We start from the raw sequence: 15181 nt of genomic DNA on the forward strand, positions 1-15181 counted from the left end.
CAGCGTGATTGACGATTTATGGTGATACGGAGTATTGAGGCTCATTACAGATGAACACGGATTTGCAGTGCGCAGCGTTCGGTAAGCTGGAGCGGGATTCTGACGGCAGGATTCTGGCTTGGCATCCGCTGATTGATCACCTTATTGATGTAGCGTCCTGTTTCATGCGCTTGTGTCAGTGTCGGTGCATTCGTCGCGCTCTGGAGCGCACAGCGGGGCGTTGCTTAAGTGCACAGGATCTTGAACGGCTGACAGTGCTAGTGTTTCTGCACGATCTGGGCAAGGCCAACAGTGGTTTTCAGGCCAAGCGCTGGCTGAATGGCCAGGCACCAAAAGAATGGCCGTACCCTGCCGGGCATGGTCTGGAAGCAATGCGGTTGTTTGAGGATGACTCGTTTCTTCGGCCATTGGTGGCACGGTTGCCCATTGATGCGATCTGTACCTGGGGCGAGGCCGTCGAACCGCTCCTGAAAGCCAGCATCAGTCATCACGGTCGCCCGATCATTGAGAACAGCGCGGATTGGGCGCGGGCGATCTGGAAGCCTGTCATCAATTCAAACGGACAAACGGCTTACGATCCAGCCGCAGCGCTCGAACAGATCGGCAAAGGAGCGAGCGAACGATTCCCCGACGCCTTCGCGCCTGGTGGTGAACCGTTCCCAACTGCGCCAGCCTTCGGCCATCTGTTTGCCGGTCTGGTGCAACTAGCCGATTGGCTCGGCTCGGACACCAAGTTTTTCCCCTTCTCCATTATCGGCGAAGATCGAGCCGAGACGGCACCCGATTATGCAGATCGCGCGATCTTGTCGCTTGGGATGGACGCCAAAGCGCCTCGCTCGGCGCTATCGATGGCATCGCCGGCACCGTGCTTCGAGCAAACCTTTGGCAATCTGCCCTATCCGATCCAAGCCGCGATGGATAATCCGGATCTGGGATCTTTTGTGATTCTGGAATCGGAAACCGGCAGCGGAAAAACGGAAGCGGCGCTATGGCGTTTCGTGCATCTGTTCGAGCGCGGCGAGGTCGATAGCCTCTATTTCGCGCTCCCGACCCGCGTCTCCGCGAGCCAGGTGTATGAGCGTATTCGCCAAGCGGTTGCCCGGCTCTGGCCGACCGATCCGCCACTCACCGTCCGCGCATTGCCGGGTTATGCCAGTGCCGATGGTCAGGAGCCAAGGTCACTCCCGAATTTCAAGGTGCTCTGGCCGGATGACGCCGCAGACGAAGTGGCGCATCGACGCTGGGCTGCTGAATCGCCCAAGCGTTTTCTGGCCGCACCACTGGCCGTTGGCACCATCGATCAGGCCCTGTTCGGTGCTTTACAGGTGCGCCACGCCCATCTGCGCCATGCCCTGCTAGCCCGCAGTCTGTTGGTGGTCGATGAGGTGCATGCGTCCGATCCCTACATGACGGTACTCCTGGAACGCCTGTTACAAGCGCACCTCGGCTGTGGTGGTCATTCGCTGCTGCTGTCGGCCACGCTCGGCTCCAGCGCACGAGCACGCTACCTGGCGATTGGTCAGGCGTCGCAAACAGGATTCCCGACTTTTGAGGCAGCATGCAAGGCACCCTATCCAGCGCTCTCCGATCACCTTGCCATGCGCGACATTGTTTCGACGATGCGCCCCAAGACCGTCGCTTGGTCGCTGCGCGATCTGATCGACGAACCTGAAGCCATTGCTCAGTTGGCGGTCGATGCCGCATCGACCGGTGCCAAAGTGCTGATCATCCGCAACACCGTTCCAGCCGCGCTTGCTGTCTTTCAGGCATTGGAGCAACAGATTCCCGATCCAGCCTGGCTGTTCGATGTGAGCGGAATCAGAACGCTGCACCACAGCCGCTTCAGCCGCCAGGATCGCCCAGCACTGGATGCCGCAATTCAAGCACAGCTCGGCAAGGATCGCCCGCCTGGTCCCCTGATCGTCCTCGGCACCCAGACGTTGGAACAGAGCTTGGATCTGGATGCCGATTTGCTCATCACCGACCTTTGCCCCATCGACGTGTTGTTGCAGCGCATCGGTCGTTTGCACCGCCATCCGCGTCCTGAACAGCAGCGCCCCGAGGCGTACCGCTCCCCCCAGGCCTGGGTGCTCACACCACCAGATCATGACCTCTCCCCGCTGCTGAAGGCCTCCCGCCATGGATTGGGACCGTTTCGCGATGGTGATGGCATCTATCCCGATCTGCGCACCATCGAGGCTACGCGCCGGCTGATCGACGAACGCCCAAGCATCACGATCCCCGAGAACAACCGGGAACTTGTCGAGGCCGCTACGCATCCCGAGCGGCTGAACGCGGTAGAAACACTCGGCGAGGCGTGGCAACAACTCGGCCAGAAGATCGAGGGGCAAACAGGTGCCCAGCGCACCATCGCCCATTTGCACGGCTTGGAAATCGACACCCCGTTCGACGAGCAAGCGGGCTTTCCGACCGATCTCGATATCGCCACCCGCTTAGGTGTGCGTGATCGTCTCCTGATCTTCGACCCCGCACCGACCGGCCCCTTTGGTCAACCGCTGCAACAATTGCCCGTCCGGCATTTCCTGGTACCCAAGGGGATCGATCCCGACGCCCAACCGTCAGCGGTGGAAGCTCAAGACGGCGCAATCCTGTTCAGCCTGGAGTCCGCCTGCTTTCGCTATAGCCGCCTGGGACTGGAGAAGATCGACGGCTAATCCTCAAGGAGTCCGCGATGACGCTGCATTATTCACTGCTCGACGAACCACTGATCGGCGTCCGCCTGGCGGCCGATGGCTCATGGACGCAACTCAGCCTGCCGGCGCTCTTTGTCGCCCTGACCGGTGATCGAATCCGCGACTTTCCGGCGCTGCGCCCCCATCAACGCCATCCCTGGCATGCGTTTCTGGTGCAGCTTGCCGCCCTGGCGTTGCATCAATCAGGACGCACCGAGCCTTTCGCCGATGAAACCGCGTGGAAGGCGGCTCTGTTGGCGCTGACGCCGGATGACCCGGATGGTGCGGCGTGGTGTCTGGTCAGCCCTCCTGATCGACCAGCGCTAATGCAGGCACCGGTACCAGAGGGAACACTGAAAGCCTGGAAGAACCAGCTTCAAGTCCCCGATGAGATCGATATGCTGGTGACATCGAAGAATCACGATCTCAAGGCGGCGCGGATGACCCGATGTGCCCCCGAGGATTGGTTGCTGGCTTTGATCAGCCTGCAAACCCAGGAAGGATTTCTCGGTGCGGGCAACTACGGAATATCAAGAATGAATGGTGGCTTTGCCAGCCGTCCCGCGATTGGCATCGTTCCCGTCGGTGGTTGGGGGCAACGCTGGCAGCGCGATGTCCGCCGCCTGCTCGACACCCGCGCCGAGATCGTCAGCGACATGGATTTGTGTGATCAGGGTGGGATTGCCCTGGTATGGCTGCATCCCTGGAGCGGAACCGAAAGCCTGGCTTTCTCTGCACTGGATCCGTTCTACATCGAAATCTGCCGGCGCGTTCGTCTGATCGGCTCCACCACTGGCCTGGCGGCCTTGGGCACCGGCAGCAAGGTTGCGCGCATCGAGGCCAAGAGTCGCAACGGAATGACGGGCGATGCCTGGACACCAATCGATCTCCGCGCGGGCAAAGCGCTAACGATCACTGCCAAGGGATTCGATTACAAACTGGCTGCCGAACTGCTCTTTGGCCAACAAAAATATCGGCCACCGGTCGCTCAAACACTGGTTGAAAGCGATGGGCAGCAGGGTCTCGTGATCCTGGCCCAGGGCGTCACACGCGGACAGGGTAAGACCGAGGGCTACCACGAGCGGCGCATTCCTCTGTCGCCGAAGGTGCGGCGCTTCCTGATGAAAAAACAGACCGACACCCTAGCGAAGATTGCCGCCGAGCGGATATCGGACATCAGCAAGATCCGCAGCGTGTTATGGACAGCCCTGGCCACGCTCTTTGAGAACGGTGCATCAAAAGAGAAGTTCGGCGACAGCGCCAAGGATAAAGCCAATGTGTTTAGCAAGCACTTCGAGCAGCACGAAGACAGCCGATTTTTCGATGGCGTGCTGAGTTTGAACGACGAAGTCGAGGCCGAGTATCCCGAGGAGATTCGCCTGCATTGGTATCTGGACATGGCCGAGCGCGCCGAGGCCATCCTCGTCGATGCCTTTCAGTCTGGGCCGCGCAGCGGCGAACAGCGCTATCGCGCCCGCGCGGCGGCACTGCGGCGGCTACGAGGCGGACTGCGCAACCCAAAAACCTTGCCCACCCTGGCGCACTATTACAAAGCCCAACAGGACTCCAAGGAGACACCCGATGCCCAGCCCTGAAACCGCTTCCTCGTCCTCTGTCGATCCGAAGCCAGAGCGATCACCGATCACCAGACTCGCCCAAGTGATCGGTCAGGCCGCACGCTTCGAGGGCGATCTCTACGGCTTGGGTAAAGGCGAGAAAGCTGCACTGGCGCGCCTGGACCCCGAGGGCGAGCTGCGTCCCCATCAGATCGCCGCACTGGCGCGTGCGCTGGTGCAGGCCGGACTCGAACCGGAGCACTGGCGGCCCGAGACCTGGCAGCGTTGGGCGCTGATCGCGCATGGTCTGGCGCTGACCGGTCATGCCAACGGAGCCTTGGGCGCACAGCTTCATCATGCCGATGTGTCCGAATCGCGGGTCACCAAGCTCCTGACCGCGCGTGGCACGACCTTTCGTCAATTGCTGCCGCGCCTGTTACGCCTGCTCGCCTCCCGCGAGGTCGCCCCGAACTGGCATCAACTCGGCGGGCTGATCTTGCACGAAAGCCGCGATGAAGAGCAGGCCGAAACCATCCGTATGCAAATCGCTGCGCGTTACTTCTCCGCCGTGTCGAAATCCGAATCTCAGGCGACCGCTTGATTGACTGACAAGGAATCGTATCCATGACCAACCAACCGCGTTTCATTCAAATTCACACCTTGCACAGCTATCCCGCTGCGTTGATCAACCGCGACGATGCCGGACTGGCCAAGCGCTTGCCGCTGGGCAATGCCACGCGCACCCGCATTTCCTCCCAATGCCTGAAGCGACACTGGCGCATTGCCGAGGATCGCTTTGCCTTGTCGGCACTCAAGGTGCCAATGGCGGTGCGGTCGCGCGGCACCCTGGAGCAAATGCGAAAGCGCATCGCCGAGGCCGGCGTTGCCGAACCACTGGCACTGGCTGCTGTGGAGGCCATGCGTGATGGCGGGCTGGTCGATAAAGCCGGCAAGGACAAAAAAGGCGAAGAAGCACTCAAAACGGGACAAGCCGTTCTGATGGGCTGCGCCGAGATCGATTACCTGGTGCAGCGCTGCATCGATTTGGCGGCGGAGACCACCGAGGAGAAAGCACTGCGCGCGGCAGTCGGCAAGATGCTCAAGGATGAGAAGAAAAACATCACAGCACTCAAGCACGGATCAGGTCTGGAATCAGCCCTGTTCGGGCGCATGGTCACCTCCGATGTGCTGGCCAGTCGGGATGCTGCTGTTTACGTCGCCCATGCCTTCACAGTTCATGAAGCCCAGGTCGAAAACGACTATTTCACCGTAGTCGATGACCTGCTGCGCGAAAGCGGGGAATTAGGCTCAGCCGGTATCTTCGACACCGAACTGGCCTCCGGTCTTTACTACGGCTATGTCGTGGTGGATGTCCCGCAGTTGGTCGAGAACCTGGAAGCGATCAAGCGTCAGGAATGCTTTGACCCCGCCACGCCGCCAGAGAAGCGCGCCTTGGCCGGCCAAGTGGTCGAGCATCTCTTACACCTGATGGCCACCGTCAGCCCCGGTGCCAAGCGCGGTTCAACCGCGCCCTTCGACTGGGCGTCGTTCATGCTGGTAGAAGCCGGAGACTGGCAGCCACGCAGTTTGGCCGGCGCCTTTCACGAGGCCCTGCCCGCAGCGGACAACACCGCGCCGATCCGCCAGCGCGCCATGGATCGGCTGGGCAAGGAGATCGGCCACATGGACGAGGCTTATGGAGCGCCTTTGGCGCGCCGTTTTATGGCGCTGGACCCGGTGGCCATCCCCCAGGCCGAGCGCATCGACCTGAATACTCTGGCGACTTGGACAGCCGGCATCATTCAAGCTGGAGCCTGCTGAAATGGCGCGCCATTTATTGCTGCGGCTGCAAGCGCCGCTGATGGCCTTTGGTGGAGAGGCCATCGACAACTTTGGGGTGATCCGTGATTTTCCGGCGCTGTCGATGGTCGTCGGTCTGCTGGCCAATGCACTGGGCTGGCGGCGCGAGGAGACGGCACGGCATGATCGTTTGCAGGAGCGGCTCATGCTGGGAGCGCGGATCGAACGAGCAGGAACGCGAATCCAGGATTATCAAACGGCATTGCTATTTGAAAATGATTCTGGTTGGACAACTCAGGGCGTTCCGGAAGGACGCGCTAAGAGTCCAAGTTATTCACCACAGAAAGATGGTAGCAAGTCGCTAACATTGCAGCGGTTTCGCGACTACCACGCCGACCGAGTGCTGCTTATCGCCCTGCGTTTAGAGCCAGCCGAGGAATCGCCAACACTCGATGACCTGGCCACCGCCCTTGACCGACCTGCGCGTCCGCTGTTTCTCGGTCGCAAGCCTTGTCTACCGAGCGCACGCCTGTTCGTGGGTTGGCAGCCTGGGGACACCTTACTGCACGCCCTCCAGGGAGCCGCGTGCCCCTCAGCGGATCAAGACAGTCTGCGCGTGCAATGGCCCGATGGTGAGGGCACCTTGCCTGGTGATCGACACATCGAATTGTGCGATGAGCGTCGCTGGAACAGCGGCGTGCATGGTGGCTGGCGACCGATCCGCGAAGGACGACTTCAGCGCGAAGGTGAATCGACATGACGCTTTCTCTGCTGCACTGCGCCCCCGATGAACAAACACTGGCCACTTGGGCGACCCGTCACCGGCTATTGTCTCCCGATGGAGATTTCGGCTATGCCTTGCATGCCCTACTGACGGCGGCCTTTGGGGACTTGTCGCCACAACCTTTTTGCTACCTGGGCGCGCGTCAGGGACTGCTGGCCTATACCAATCAGCCGCCGGAGCAATTGCGCGATCATGCTGCCTTGGCGACACCGGATGTTGCACAAGCGCTGGGGCTAGATCACTTGGCTACGCGGAACTTCCCAAGTGCCTGGCGTCCCGGACAGGTGCTGAACTTCGAGGTTCGGGCGCGACCAGTACGGCGCACCAAAGACGGACGCGAGCGCGACGTATTTCTGCATGCCGTCGATGCACAGCCTGCTGCGTTGGGATTAGACCGCGAGTCCATCTATGCTCAATGGATGGGGCAACAACTCGCCGCGCAGCAGGCGGCAGAGCTTATGCAGATCGGTATGACGGCATTCCGTCTCAGCCGCGTCATGCGCCGCACAGGCCCGGATGCCGAGGGACGGCGCAAATCTCGCGCATTCTCCGGGCCGGACGCTATGTTCAAGGGCCAACTTCGGATTGGCGATGGCGAAGCCTTTACCCGCCTTTTGACGCGCGGAATCGGCCGGCATCGCGCCTTTGGGTTTGGAATGCTGTTACTGAAACCGGCGCATTCATGCTGAAAGGACGGCTCGGCCTCGAAACTTCGCGGATGCCCCATGCGGATCGGCATGGATTGATTTGGTTCGAGCGAGGGGAGTTATGCGTGATTGATGGGTGTTTGCACTTTTTTCAGGGCAAAGATTCCCTAACGCCCTATTCGGTGCAGATTCCCCATCAGAGCGTTTCCATGATCCTGCTTGGCCCTGGCAGTACGGTGACGCATGATGCGCTTCGCCTATTGGCTCGACATGGCACGCTGTTGGCGGCTGTCGGCGAGGATGGCGTGCGCTGCTACACCGCGCCCCCATTACTGCCGGATCGCTCGGACATCGCGCGGCGTCAGGCAGAACTCTGGGGAAACCCGCGCCGGCGTATCAGTGTGGCCCGCCACATGTATGCGTTGCGACTAGGGGAGGTGCTGCCTCATCGCGATCTGGATACGCTCAGGGGGATTGAAGGTTCTCGTGTCAAATTGACCTATAAGCTCATGGCACAGCGCTACGGAATTGAATGGAAAGGACGCCATTACGACCGCGCCAACCCGAATGCGGCGGACATCCCGAATCAGGCGATCAATCACGCCGCTACCGCCGTACAAGCGGCGGCTGTCGTTGCTGTGCAGGCCGTGGCGGCGATCCCTCAGCTGGGCTTTATCCATGAGGACTCGGGACAATCTTTCGTGCTTGATGTTGCTGATCTGTTTCGAGATACGGTAACTTTACAAATCGCGTTTACAGTCGCCAAGCGCGCAGAGACCGATGACCAGACCATTGATCGTCTCGTCCGGCGCGAAGCGGCCAAGGTGTTTCGCAAGCAGGGCGTGATTCCGGCAATGATCGACCGCATCAAAAATGTGATTCGGATGGAGGAAGTTCATGCCTCTGGTCATGATCGTGACGCGTGACGTGGCGGATCGCTATCGAGGTTACCTCGGATCGCTGATGCTGGAAGTGGCGCCGACTGTTTATCTCTCTCCACGGATGAATCAAGGCGTGCGCTCACGCACCTGGGCTGTCCTGTCGCAGTGGTATCAAGCCGAGCCTGGTGGAAGCGTGGTGATGGTGTGGCGTGATGCCAATGCAACGGGTGGTATTGGAATTGCCACGCTGGGAACGCCTCCGCGAGAACTCATCGAAGTAGATGGTTTGTGGCTAGTCAGAAAACCATCGCAACCCGATCTTTAACAAAGAATCGTTTTCCTGTTTTTCCCTTGTAGTGTATGGGCTTAACTACAAGGGTTTCCCCCGCGCTCGCGGGGATAGGCCCCTGCTGCGCACCGAGGCGCTCCTGAAAGCCACGTTTCCCCCGCGCTCGCGGGGATAGGCCCCGACACTTGACCCGCGCATCCCGGTCTGCCGCGTTTCCCCCGCGCTCGCGGGGATAGGCCTCAGCCGCAGAAGCAGAACCCGCCAACAGCATCGTTTCCCCCGCGCTCGCGGGGATAGGCCCTGGAAGCCGGCAAGGCGCCAACGCCAGCATCAGTTTCCCCCGCGCTCGCGGGGATAGGCCCAGAAGGCATTAAGGAATTAGATGGCTATATCCGTTTCCCCCGCGCTCGCGGGGATAGGCCCGCATGACGGTATCCGCGACGGCGAGCAGCCGAGTTTCCCCCGCGCTCGCGGGGATAGGCCCGTGAAGCGAAAGAGGCGGCAGAGCGCGCGGCAGTTTCCCCCGCGCTCGTGTTAGCGGCTGAACAAACCTGCGGATAAACGGTGAAGTCCAGCCGCCCGACAAAGCGACGCCCTCGCTGAAGGCGAAGGGTGAGCCACCGAACAGCGAGCCGCGCCCGGTGGCCGGTGAAGGTCACTCAGAACGGATCATCGTTGTAGGAAGGAAACAACGGCAAGGGCAGCTGACGTTCATCGCGCAGTTGCTCCTGATAGGCCTGTTCGCGGGCCTCGGCGATAGCGAGGCCATGGATCTCATAAATTCCCTCGCAGAGCATCTCCAACCAGTCAACGACCGCCAGCGCCTGCTCGGGCGACCAATCATAGGGAATCATCGGGGGTGGATACATGCTCCTCTCCTGGCTGTGCTGGAGGCGTCTTTGACGCCGGCTTGGTCCGTGCCGCGCGCTGCTCACGCCGCCGCGTCGCGGACTCCTTCGCCTCCTTGAGCCGATAGGACTCCCCATCGATCTGAATGATCTCCGCGTGATGGACCAAGCGATCGATCAGCGACACCACACAGGCGGCATTGGGAAACACCTCCCCCCACTCGGCAAAGGGGCGGTTCGTTGTCACCAGGGTCGGATGCCTCTCATAGCGGCGTGACACCACCTCAAAGAGCAAATCCGCGTGGCGGTTGGAATACGACAGATACCCGATCTCATCGATCAGCAACAGCTGCACGCGGGCATAGGCATTCAGGCGCGCGCGCAGCGCCCGCTCCCCGTCGGCTTCCAGCAGCGCATTGAGCATCGCCGCCGCCGACGTGCACAGCACCGTGCGCCCGGCCAGCACCGCCTGCCGCGCCAGATTGCGCGCAATCGTCGTCTTGCCCACCCCGTTGGGGCCGATCAGCACCACATTCAGCGCCTCGGCGACAAAGCCAAGGCCCATCAACTCCTCAATCGCCGCGCGATCACAGCGCTTGGGCCAATTCCAATCGAAATCCGCCAGTGGTGTGAACCGCCCCAAGTGCGCCTGCTTCATGCGTCGCTCCAGCGAGCGCTGCGCCCGGGCCTCTTCCTCCCACTGCAACACGCTCACCAGCCAAGGCGCGTCCACCACCTCCGCCCAATGCGCCAGCACCCCATAGAGCTTCAGCGCCTGGGCGCGTTGTTTCAGCATCTGCGGATCCTGTTCACTCATGCTCAGTCCTCCCGTGGCGGTTCATCATGCAACTGGTCGTAATCCCCCAGCGCCGGGGTGCGCACCACCACCTCGCGCACCCGCGCATCCGCCGGCAGGGTGACCGGAATCGGCGGCGGCTGTCCGCGCGCCTCGCGGCGGCGCTCCAGCGCCAGGCGCACCGCATTGGGATGCGGCACCTCGCGCGCCAGCGCCTCCTCGATTGCCGCTGTCAGCTCCGCCGCCCCATAGGAATCGAGCAGGCGCAGCAAAGCCGCCGTCATGCTGCCCAAGGGCTCCCCGCGTTCAGCGGCCTGGGTCAGCAGGGTCTGACTGATCGGTACCGCCTGGATCAACCGATCCTGCCCCCGGTGCTGACGCGCGGCGCGCTTGCGCGCCACCAGCTCGGCCACATGCGCCGGGTCCTCCACCTGCGCCCCGGCATCGAAGGAGCGCGCATGAGTGGCGATCACCGCGGCCCCATCGAGCACCCGCACCTGCCCGAGCGACGCCACCACCGTGAGCGTGCGGCGCACATGAGTGTGGGGAATGGAATAGTCGTTGCGGTCAAAGCGCACATAGGGCGTCTTCCCGACCGACACCGCCACCTGCTCTTCGGTAGGAAAGGGAACCGGCGGCAAGGCCAGCAGATGCGGGCGTTCTTGTTCAAAAACCGCGCGCACTGACTGCGCGCGGTCCTCCGGGCACGGCCGATCCGCCGCCTGGCCCTGACACCAGGTATCAGCCTGGGCATTCAAATCCGCCAGATCACTGAAGGTGCGCGCAGCAAAGAAACTGTCGCGAATGTAGCGAATCGCCCGCTCCACGCGGCCTTTTTCATTCCCTCGCGCCACCGCGACCGGACGTGGCTCGAAGCGATAATGACCGGCCAGTTCCAACAGCGTTGGATGAAAGCGTATTGCCTCGCCCTGGCGCTCAAGCACCGCGCTTTTGAGGTTGTCATACAGCAGCACCCGCGGCACGCCGCCCCAGGCCGCGAAGGCGCCGACATGCCCGCGCAGGAAGTTGGCCATCTGGGCATCGAGAAAGAAGCGCAGAAACACCGCCCGCGAGAAGCTCAGCACCATCACAAAGGCCATCAGGGTGCGGGTGGCCCGGCCAATGGTGAGCTTGCCAAAGTGGCCCCAGTCGACTTGGGCCTGCTCACCGGGCAGGGTCTTTAAGCGCAGAAAGGCCTCGGGCTGCGGGCGTGGGCGCACATGGGCAATCAAATGGCGGAAATGATCCGGCCCGCCGCGATAGCCGCGCTCGCGCACCATGGCATAGAGCCGGCTGGCGGTGAGACGCGGATAGGTCTTGAGCGTCTCCACGACAAAGGGCAGATAGGGGTCGATGAGCGAGGGACGCGCGGCGCGCTCGACTTTGGGCAGTCCGGACTGGGACAGCACCCGATCGACGGTGGCGTGATGCACGCCGAGCTGCTGGGCGATGGTGCCGACGCGCCAGTGCTCAGCAAGGAAGTAGCGCAGGATCTTGGCTTCGAGCTCGGAAGGGATGGTCATGATGGCTCCTGTTGGCTTCAGGGGTCGCGGCCAGCAACGCCTGACTGCGGGCGGCGGAGAAAACCTTGGCGCAGAAGAGGCGAGCACTCACACCCGCAGCGATGACAGGGCACCTCGGGGACCTGGGCATCATCGGCAACCGCCGCGGGATTGAGAACGGCGACCGGCTCTGCCACGGCAATCGGCGTGGGGGTGTTCTCACAGGAGCATTGATCGGATGGGCGCGGGGGTGAACCCTGATGCGTCACTTTTTCGCGCTGGCGACGGCGGTAGCGCGCTTGGCGGGCGGCATGGGTATGGCGCCCGCGACGGCTGGATTGGTAGCGTCGGGCGGCGGCACGCTGGGCGTCGTGCCGGGCACGTTGTGCGCAGGTGGGGCCGCAATAGCGGTTGCCGCGATCACAGCGACTGCAGAGTACGACCTGCTGACGGCAACGGGCACAGAGGAACAGACGGGCACTGAGGCATGGGGCGCAATGGGCGCACATCGGCGGCTCCCGCCGATGAGGGTGGATGTATTCTCCCGCCAGGCCGATACTGCCGGCGGGCCGTGCCATGCACGGTTGGGGGCGCGGTCGCGGAGAGACTGTGGTGGTCGAAGCCGCGGTCGCGCCTGTCTCAACGGCCCCAAGCCTCTACCTGCTTTTTCCGCGGTTGTCACCCCCGACGAGGGCGATGACGCGACCCTCCCGCAACACCAAGCCGCCGCGCGCGGGCGCTGCGCCGAGGAGCGCACACCGTCCAGTCGCCCTCCGGGCTCCTTCCCGGTGTGCGCTCCTCGGCCCCTGGATCTGCCTTTCCACACCAACCTGAGACTGGGGTTTGTCACCAGCCTCGTTGGCGGTTGACTGCGCTATTCACCGGCTATAAGCGCTTTTTGAGCGCCATCTACACGCTCGCGGGGATAGGCCCACGCCTGTTCTGCCGGGCACATTCTCAATCACGTTTCCCCCGCGCTCGCGGGGATAGGCCCGGCTTTGGTTCAGTCACGCTCGACAGCTTGACGTTTCCCCCGCGCTCGCGGGGATAGGCCTTGAGTAATGGCGCACCCATGCCTCGACCTGATGTTTCCCCCGCGCTCGCGGGGATAGGCCCCTGGCTGCCATCGAGGGGATGGAGCTGGCCCAGTTTCCCCCGCGCTCGCGGGGATAGGCCCTCGCAGCCAATCGCGCCGCGCTCGATCAGCAGGTTTCCCCCGCGCTCGCGGGGATAGGCCCACTGCCAGGCAGCAATTCCCGTTGAAGAATTATTTGCTTTAAAAACAATGCACTGCATGATTGTGGGAAAAATGTTTTCGTAAACTTTCTCACAGAATCAGGGTATTATCTCGCAAAGCTCAGGTTGCGAGGTAAGAACTGATGAGTGCGCCTTTTGGTCGTCAATCGCTGAGTGCCGCCGGACTGCTGCGCACCGCGCGATCGGTCTTCGGGAAAATCCCGGATGAAGCGGCGAGCGACATCCCGCTGGTCGATCACCTGATGTCCGGTCTGGCGCTGTTCGGACTGAAATACCCCTCCTTGCTGCAATTCGACCAAGACCGCAAGGATGCAACCAAGCGAGCGAATCTGCGCACGCTCTACGGCATTGAGCGCGCCCCGAGCGATACCTGGTTTCGCCAACGTCTCGATGTGATGGACCCCAAGCATCTGCGCCCCTTGTACAAGGCGTTGTTGGCCGCCTTGCAGCGGGGCAAGGGCTTGGAAGGGTTTGCCTATCTGCACGGGCACTACCTGCTCTCGCTCGACGGCACCGGGTACTTCTCCTCACAGAGCATCCATTGCCAGCACTGCGCCGAGAAACACCACCGCGACGGCACCATCACCTACTACCATCAGGCGCTGGCGGCGGTGTTGGTCCACCCCGATCAGCGCGAGGTCTTTCCCTTGGCACCAGAGCCCATTATGCGCGCCGATGGGGCGAAGAAAAACGACTGCGAGCGCAACGCCAGCAAGCGGTTGTTAAGCGATGTGCGTCGCGAGCATCCGCACCTGAAACTCATCGTCATTGAGGATGCCTTGGCGTCCAACGCCCCGCACATCCGCCATCTTCAGGCGTTGAACATGCGCTTCATCCTCGGTGCCAAGGAAAGCGACCATGGCTTTCTGTTCGACTGGGTGGCCAACACCCCAACGACGATCGTGCGCGAGTACAAGGACGAAGACGGCACGCGCCACCGCTTTCGCTCTCTCAACGGCGCCCCATTGAATGAGTCCAATTTTGACCTGGAGGTCAATTTCCTCGAGTACTGGGAGCACGCCCCGGATGGCAAGGTGACCCATTTCTCCTGGGTCACCGACATTCCCATCGACGACACCAACCTGATGACTTTGATGCGAGGAGCCCGCGCCCGCTGGAAAATCGAGAACGAAACCTTTAACACCCTGAAAAATCAAGGCTATCACTTCGAGCACAACTTCGGTCACGGCGATCAACACTTAAGCACCGTGCTGATGCATCTGATGATGCTGGCGTTTCTCATCGACCAGATCCAACAACGCTGTTGTCGGCTGTTTCAAACCGCAATGACAGCGGCGCAGAGCAAGATCCGGTTGTGGGATCAGCTACGCCATCGCTTCAATCTCTGCCTGATCCCAAATTGGGAGGCCCTGTATCGCTCCATCTTCGATCCGCCCAAACTCGTCCTGACCTGGGATACTTCCTAGACGACCGCCGTGACCGAGCGCTCGTGTGATGATGTTCAGGGGATAACCAACAGCCAGCTTGCACCATCACGGCTTACCCGTGAGGTTTTCCTCTGCCCAGGGGTTTCGCAACGCTCGCTCAATCGACGGGCGCGCGACCGAATGGGGAGCAGCGGGAATTGCTGACTGCCAGGGGTTGCGCTTGACAAAAGCGGCGGTTTCCCCCGCGCTCGCGGGGATAGGCCCGTGCTGAAGTCCTTAAGCTCTGGTTCAGCATCGTTTCCCCCGCGCTCGCGGGGATAGGCCCCCGTCGACCATCATCGGCGCAAGGACTCGGATGTTTCCCCCGCGCTCGCGGGGATAGGCCCTTCAAATGCTCTCCCTGACTCACCCGCATACCGTTTCCCCCGCGCTCGCGGGGATAGGCCGTTGCGGGACTACCAGGGCGCCTCAATCGTTTGGTTTCCCCCGCGCTCGCGGGGATAGGCCCGACTATTCCGCCCACGAGCATCTGCTGCGCGGGTTTCCCCCGCGCTCGCGGGGATCAGGCCCAGGTCATTGCCTGTGAGATCGCCGCCGAAATCGGTTCTATCCGATGTCAATTATCTTGGCCGCTTTAGCTGCCGCTGTTTTTGAGCGTGATGGACCTCTGTGCTCGGTGGTGGTTCAGGTTCTCCCTGGCGTTGTTGTCGCCAACCGCGTGCTTGGGTTGGCGATGACAA

Annotated in this window: 13 protein-coding genes and 3 CRISPR repeat arrays; of the genes, 9 read left to right on the top strand and 4 right to left on the bottom strand. The window is 61.8% G+C overall.

Features of this window, described 5'->3' with window-relative positions; genetic code table 11:
• Window positions 1-50: 50 nt before the first annotated feature.
• From cas3 to cas2e, 8 genes are read left to right on the top strand one after another with little or no spacing between them, the layout of a single operon-like run.
• On the top strand, window positions 51-2675 hold the full coding sequence (gene cas3 / locus Thiosp_RS17160) for a CRISPR-associated helicase Cas3' (protein WP_201067085.1): 2625 nt from the start codon (window positions 51-53) through the stop codon (window positions 2673-2675).
• A gap of 17 nt (window positions 2676-2692) precedes the next feature.
• Complete coding sequence (casA, locus tag Thiosp_RS17165) at window positions 2693-4288, top strand: type I-E CRISPR-associated protein Cse1/CasA (RefSeq protein WP_201067087.1); 1596 nt, start codon at window positions 2693-2695, stop codon at window positions 4286-4288.
• On the top strand, window positions 4275-4850 hold the full coding sequence (gene casB / locus Thiosp_RS17170; RefSeq protein WP_201067088.1) for a type I-E CRISPR-associated protein Cse2/CasB: 576 nt from the start codon (window positions 4275-4277) through the stop codon (window positions 4848-4850). Before casA ends, casB begins: the two co-directional genes overlap by 14 nt.
• 23 nt (window positions 4851-4873) lie before the next feature.
• Window positions 4874-6070, top strand: coding sequence for a type I-E CRISPR-associated protein Cas7/Cse4/CasC (gene cas7e, locus Thiosp_RS17175; RefSeq protein ID WP_201067090.1), 1197 nt, complete (start codon window positions 4874-4876; stop codon window positions 6068-6070).
• A 1-nt stretch (window position 6071) separates the two neighbouring features.
• Window positions 6072-6809, top strand: a complete 738-nt coding sequence (gene cas5e, locus Thiosp_RS17180) for a type I-E CRISPR-associated protein Cas5/CasD (protein ID WP_201067092.1) — start codon at window positions 6072-6074, stop codon at window positions 6807-6809.
• Complete coding sequence (gene cas6e, locus Thiosp_RS17185) at window positions 6806-7522, top strand: type I-E CRISPR-associated protein Cas6/Cse3/CasE (RefSeq protein ID WP_201067093.1); 717 nt, start codon at window positions 6806-6808, stop codon at window positions 7520-7522. Before cas5e ends, cas6e begins: the two co-directional genes overlap by 4 nt.
• The gene (gene cas1e, locus Thiosp_RS17190; RefSeq protein ID WP_201067094.1) at window positions 7516-8406 is read left to right on the top strand and encodes a type I-E CRISPR-associated endonuclease Cas1e; all 891 of its coding nucleotides are present in this window, start codon (window positions 7516-7518) and stop codon (window positions 8404-8406) included. Before cas6e ends, cas1e begins: the two co-directional genes overlap by 7 nt.
• Entirely contained in the window at window positions 8378-8686 is a 309-nt protein-coding gene (cas2e, locus tag Thiosp_RS17195) for a type I-E CRISPR-associated endoribonuclease Cas2e (protein ID WP_201067095.1), read from the top strand. Before cas1e ends, cas2e begins: the two co-directional genes overlap by 29 nt.
• A 53-nt stretch (window positions 8687-8739) precedes the next feature.
• Window positions 8740-9134: direct repeats of the CRISPR family, unit length 29 nt; unit sequence GTTTCCCCCGCGCTCGCGGGGATAGGCCC.
• Window positions 9135-9309: 175 nt separating this feature from the next.
• On the opposite strand, the gene Thiosp_RS17200 is transcribed toward cas2e, so the two are convergent.
• From Thiosp_RS17200 to Thiosp_RS17215, 4 genes are read right to left on the bottom strand one after another with little or no spacing between them, the layout of a single operon-like run.
• Window positions 9310-9519: a hypothetical protein gene (locus tag Thiosp_RS17200; protein WP_201062931.1), complete on the bottom strand. Its 210-nt coding sequence runs from the start codon at window positions 9517-9519 to the stop codon at window positions 9310-9312.
• Window positions 9491-10315 carry an IS21-like element helper ATPase IstB gene (istB, locus tag Thiosp_RS17205; protein ID WP_201062932.1) on the bottom strand — a complete coding sequence of 275 codons (825 nt, stop codon included), beginning with the start codon at window positions 10313-10315 and terminating at the stop codon, window positions 9491-9493. The genes Thiosp_RS17200 and istB overlap by 29 nt, the downstream gene beginning before the upstream one ends.
• Before the next feature lie 2 nt (window positions 10316-10317).
• A complete protein-coding gene (gene istA, locus Thiosp_RS17210) occupies window positions 10318-11817 on the bottom strand; it encodes an IS21 family transposase (RefSeq protein ID WP_323696454.1) in 1500 nt (499 codons plus the stop codon).
• 17 nt (window positions 11818-11834) lie between these two features.
• On the bottom strand, window positions 11835-12374 hold the full coding sequence (locus Thiosp_RS17215) for a hypothetical protein (protein ID WP_201062934.1): 540 nt from the start codon (window positions 12372-12374) through the stop codon (window positions 11835-11837).
• 387 nt (window positions 12375-12761) lie between these two features.
• Window positions 12762-13034: a CRISPR direct-repeat array (repeat unit 29 nt; unit sequence GTTTCCCCCGCGCTCGCGGGGATAGGCCC).
• A 141-nt stretch (window positions 13035-13175) separates the two neighbouring features.
• Between Thiosp_RS17215 and Thiosp_RS17220 the strand changes: the two genes are divergently transcribed.
• Complete coding sequence (locus Thiosp_RS17220) at window positions 13176-14480, top strand: hypothetical protein (protein WP_323696447.1); 1305 nt, start codon at window positions 13176-13178, stop codon at window positions 14478-14480.
• 196 nt (window positions 14481-14676) lie between these two features.
• Window positions 14677-15010: a CRISPR direct-repeat array (repeat unit 29 nt; unit sequence GTTTCCCCCGCGCTCGCGGGGATAGGCCC).
• Window positions 15011-15181 lie beyond the last annotated feature (171 nt).

The organism is Thiorhodovibrio litoralis (genome assembly GCF_033954455.1).
Classification (GTDB): Bacteria; Pseudomonadota; Gammaproteobacteria; order Chromatiales; family Chromatiaceae; genus Thiorhodovibrio; species Thiorhodovibrio litoralis.

Excerpts from the sequence above, each read along its gene's own strand:
- cas5e (WP_201067092.1), top strand. The coding sequence starts at position 6,072 with ATGGCGCGCCATTTATTGCTGCGGCTGCAAGCGCCGCTGATGGCCTTT.
- Thiosp_RS17215 (WP_201062934.1), bottom strand. The coding sequence starts at position 12,374 with ATGGCACGGCCCGCCGGCAGTATCGGCCTGGCGGGAGAATACATCCAC.
- cas6e (WP_201067093.1), top strand. The coding sequence starts at position 6,806 with ATGACGCTTTCTCTGCTGCACTGCGCCCCCGATGAACAAACACTGGCC.
- casB (WP_201067088.1), top strand. The coding sequence starts at position 4,275 with ATGCCCAGCCCTGAAACCGCTTCCTCGTCCTCTGTCGATCCGAAGCCA.
- Thiosp_RS17220 (WP_323696447.1), top strand. The coding sequence starts at position 13,176 with ATGAGTGCGCCTTTTGGTCGTCAATCGCTGAGTGCCGCCGGACTGCTG.
- casA (WP_201067087.1), top strand. The coding sequence starts at position 2,693 with ATGACGCTGCATTATTCACTGCTCGACGAACCACTGATCGGCGTCCGC.
- Thiosp_RS17200 (WP_201062931.1), bottom strand. The coding sequence starts at position 9,519 with ATGTATCCACCCCCGATGATTCCCTATGATTGGTCGCCCGAGCAGGCG.
- cas3 (WP_201067085.1), top strand. The coding sequence starts at position 51 with ATGAACACGGATTTGCAGTGCGCAGCGTTCGGTAAGCTGGAGCGGGAT.
- cas1e (WP_201067094.1), top strand. The coding sequence starts at position 7,516 with ATGCTGAAAGGACGGCTCGGCCTCGAAACTTCGCGGATGCCCCATGCG.
- istA (WP_323696454.1), bottom strand. The coding sequence starts at position 11,817 with ATGACCATCCCTTCCGAGCTCGAAGCCAAGATCCTGCGCTACTTCCTT.
- cas2e (WP_201067095.1), top strand. The coding sequence starts at position 8,378 with ATGCCTCTGGTCATGATCGTGACGCGTGACGTGGCGGATCGCTATCGA.
- istB (WP_201062932.1), bottom strand. The coding sequence starts at position 10,315 with ATGAGTGAACAGGATCCGCAGATGCTGAAACAACGCGCCCAGGCGCTG.
- cas7e (WP_201067090.1), top strand. The coding sequence starts at position 4,874 with ATGACCAACCAACCGCGTTTCATTCAAATTCACACCTTGCACAGCTAT.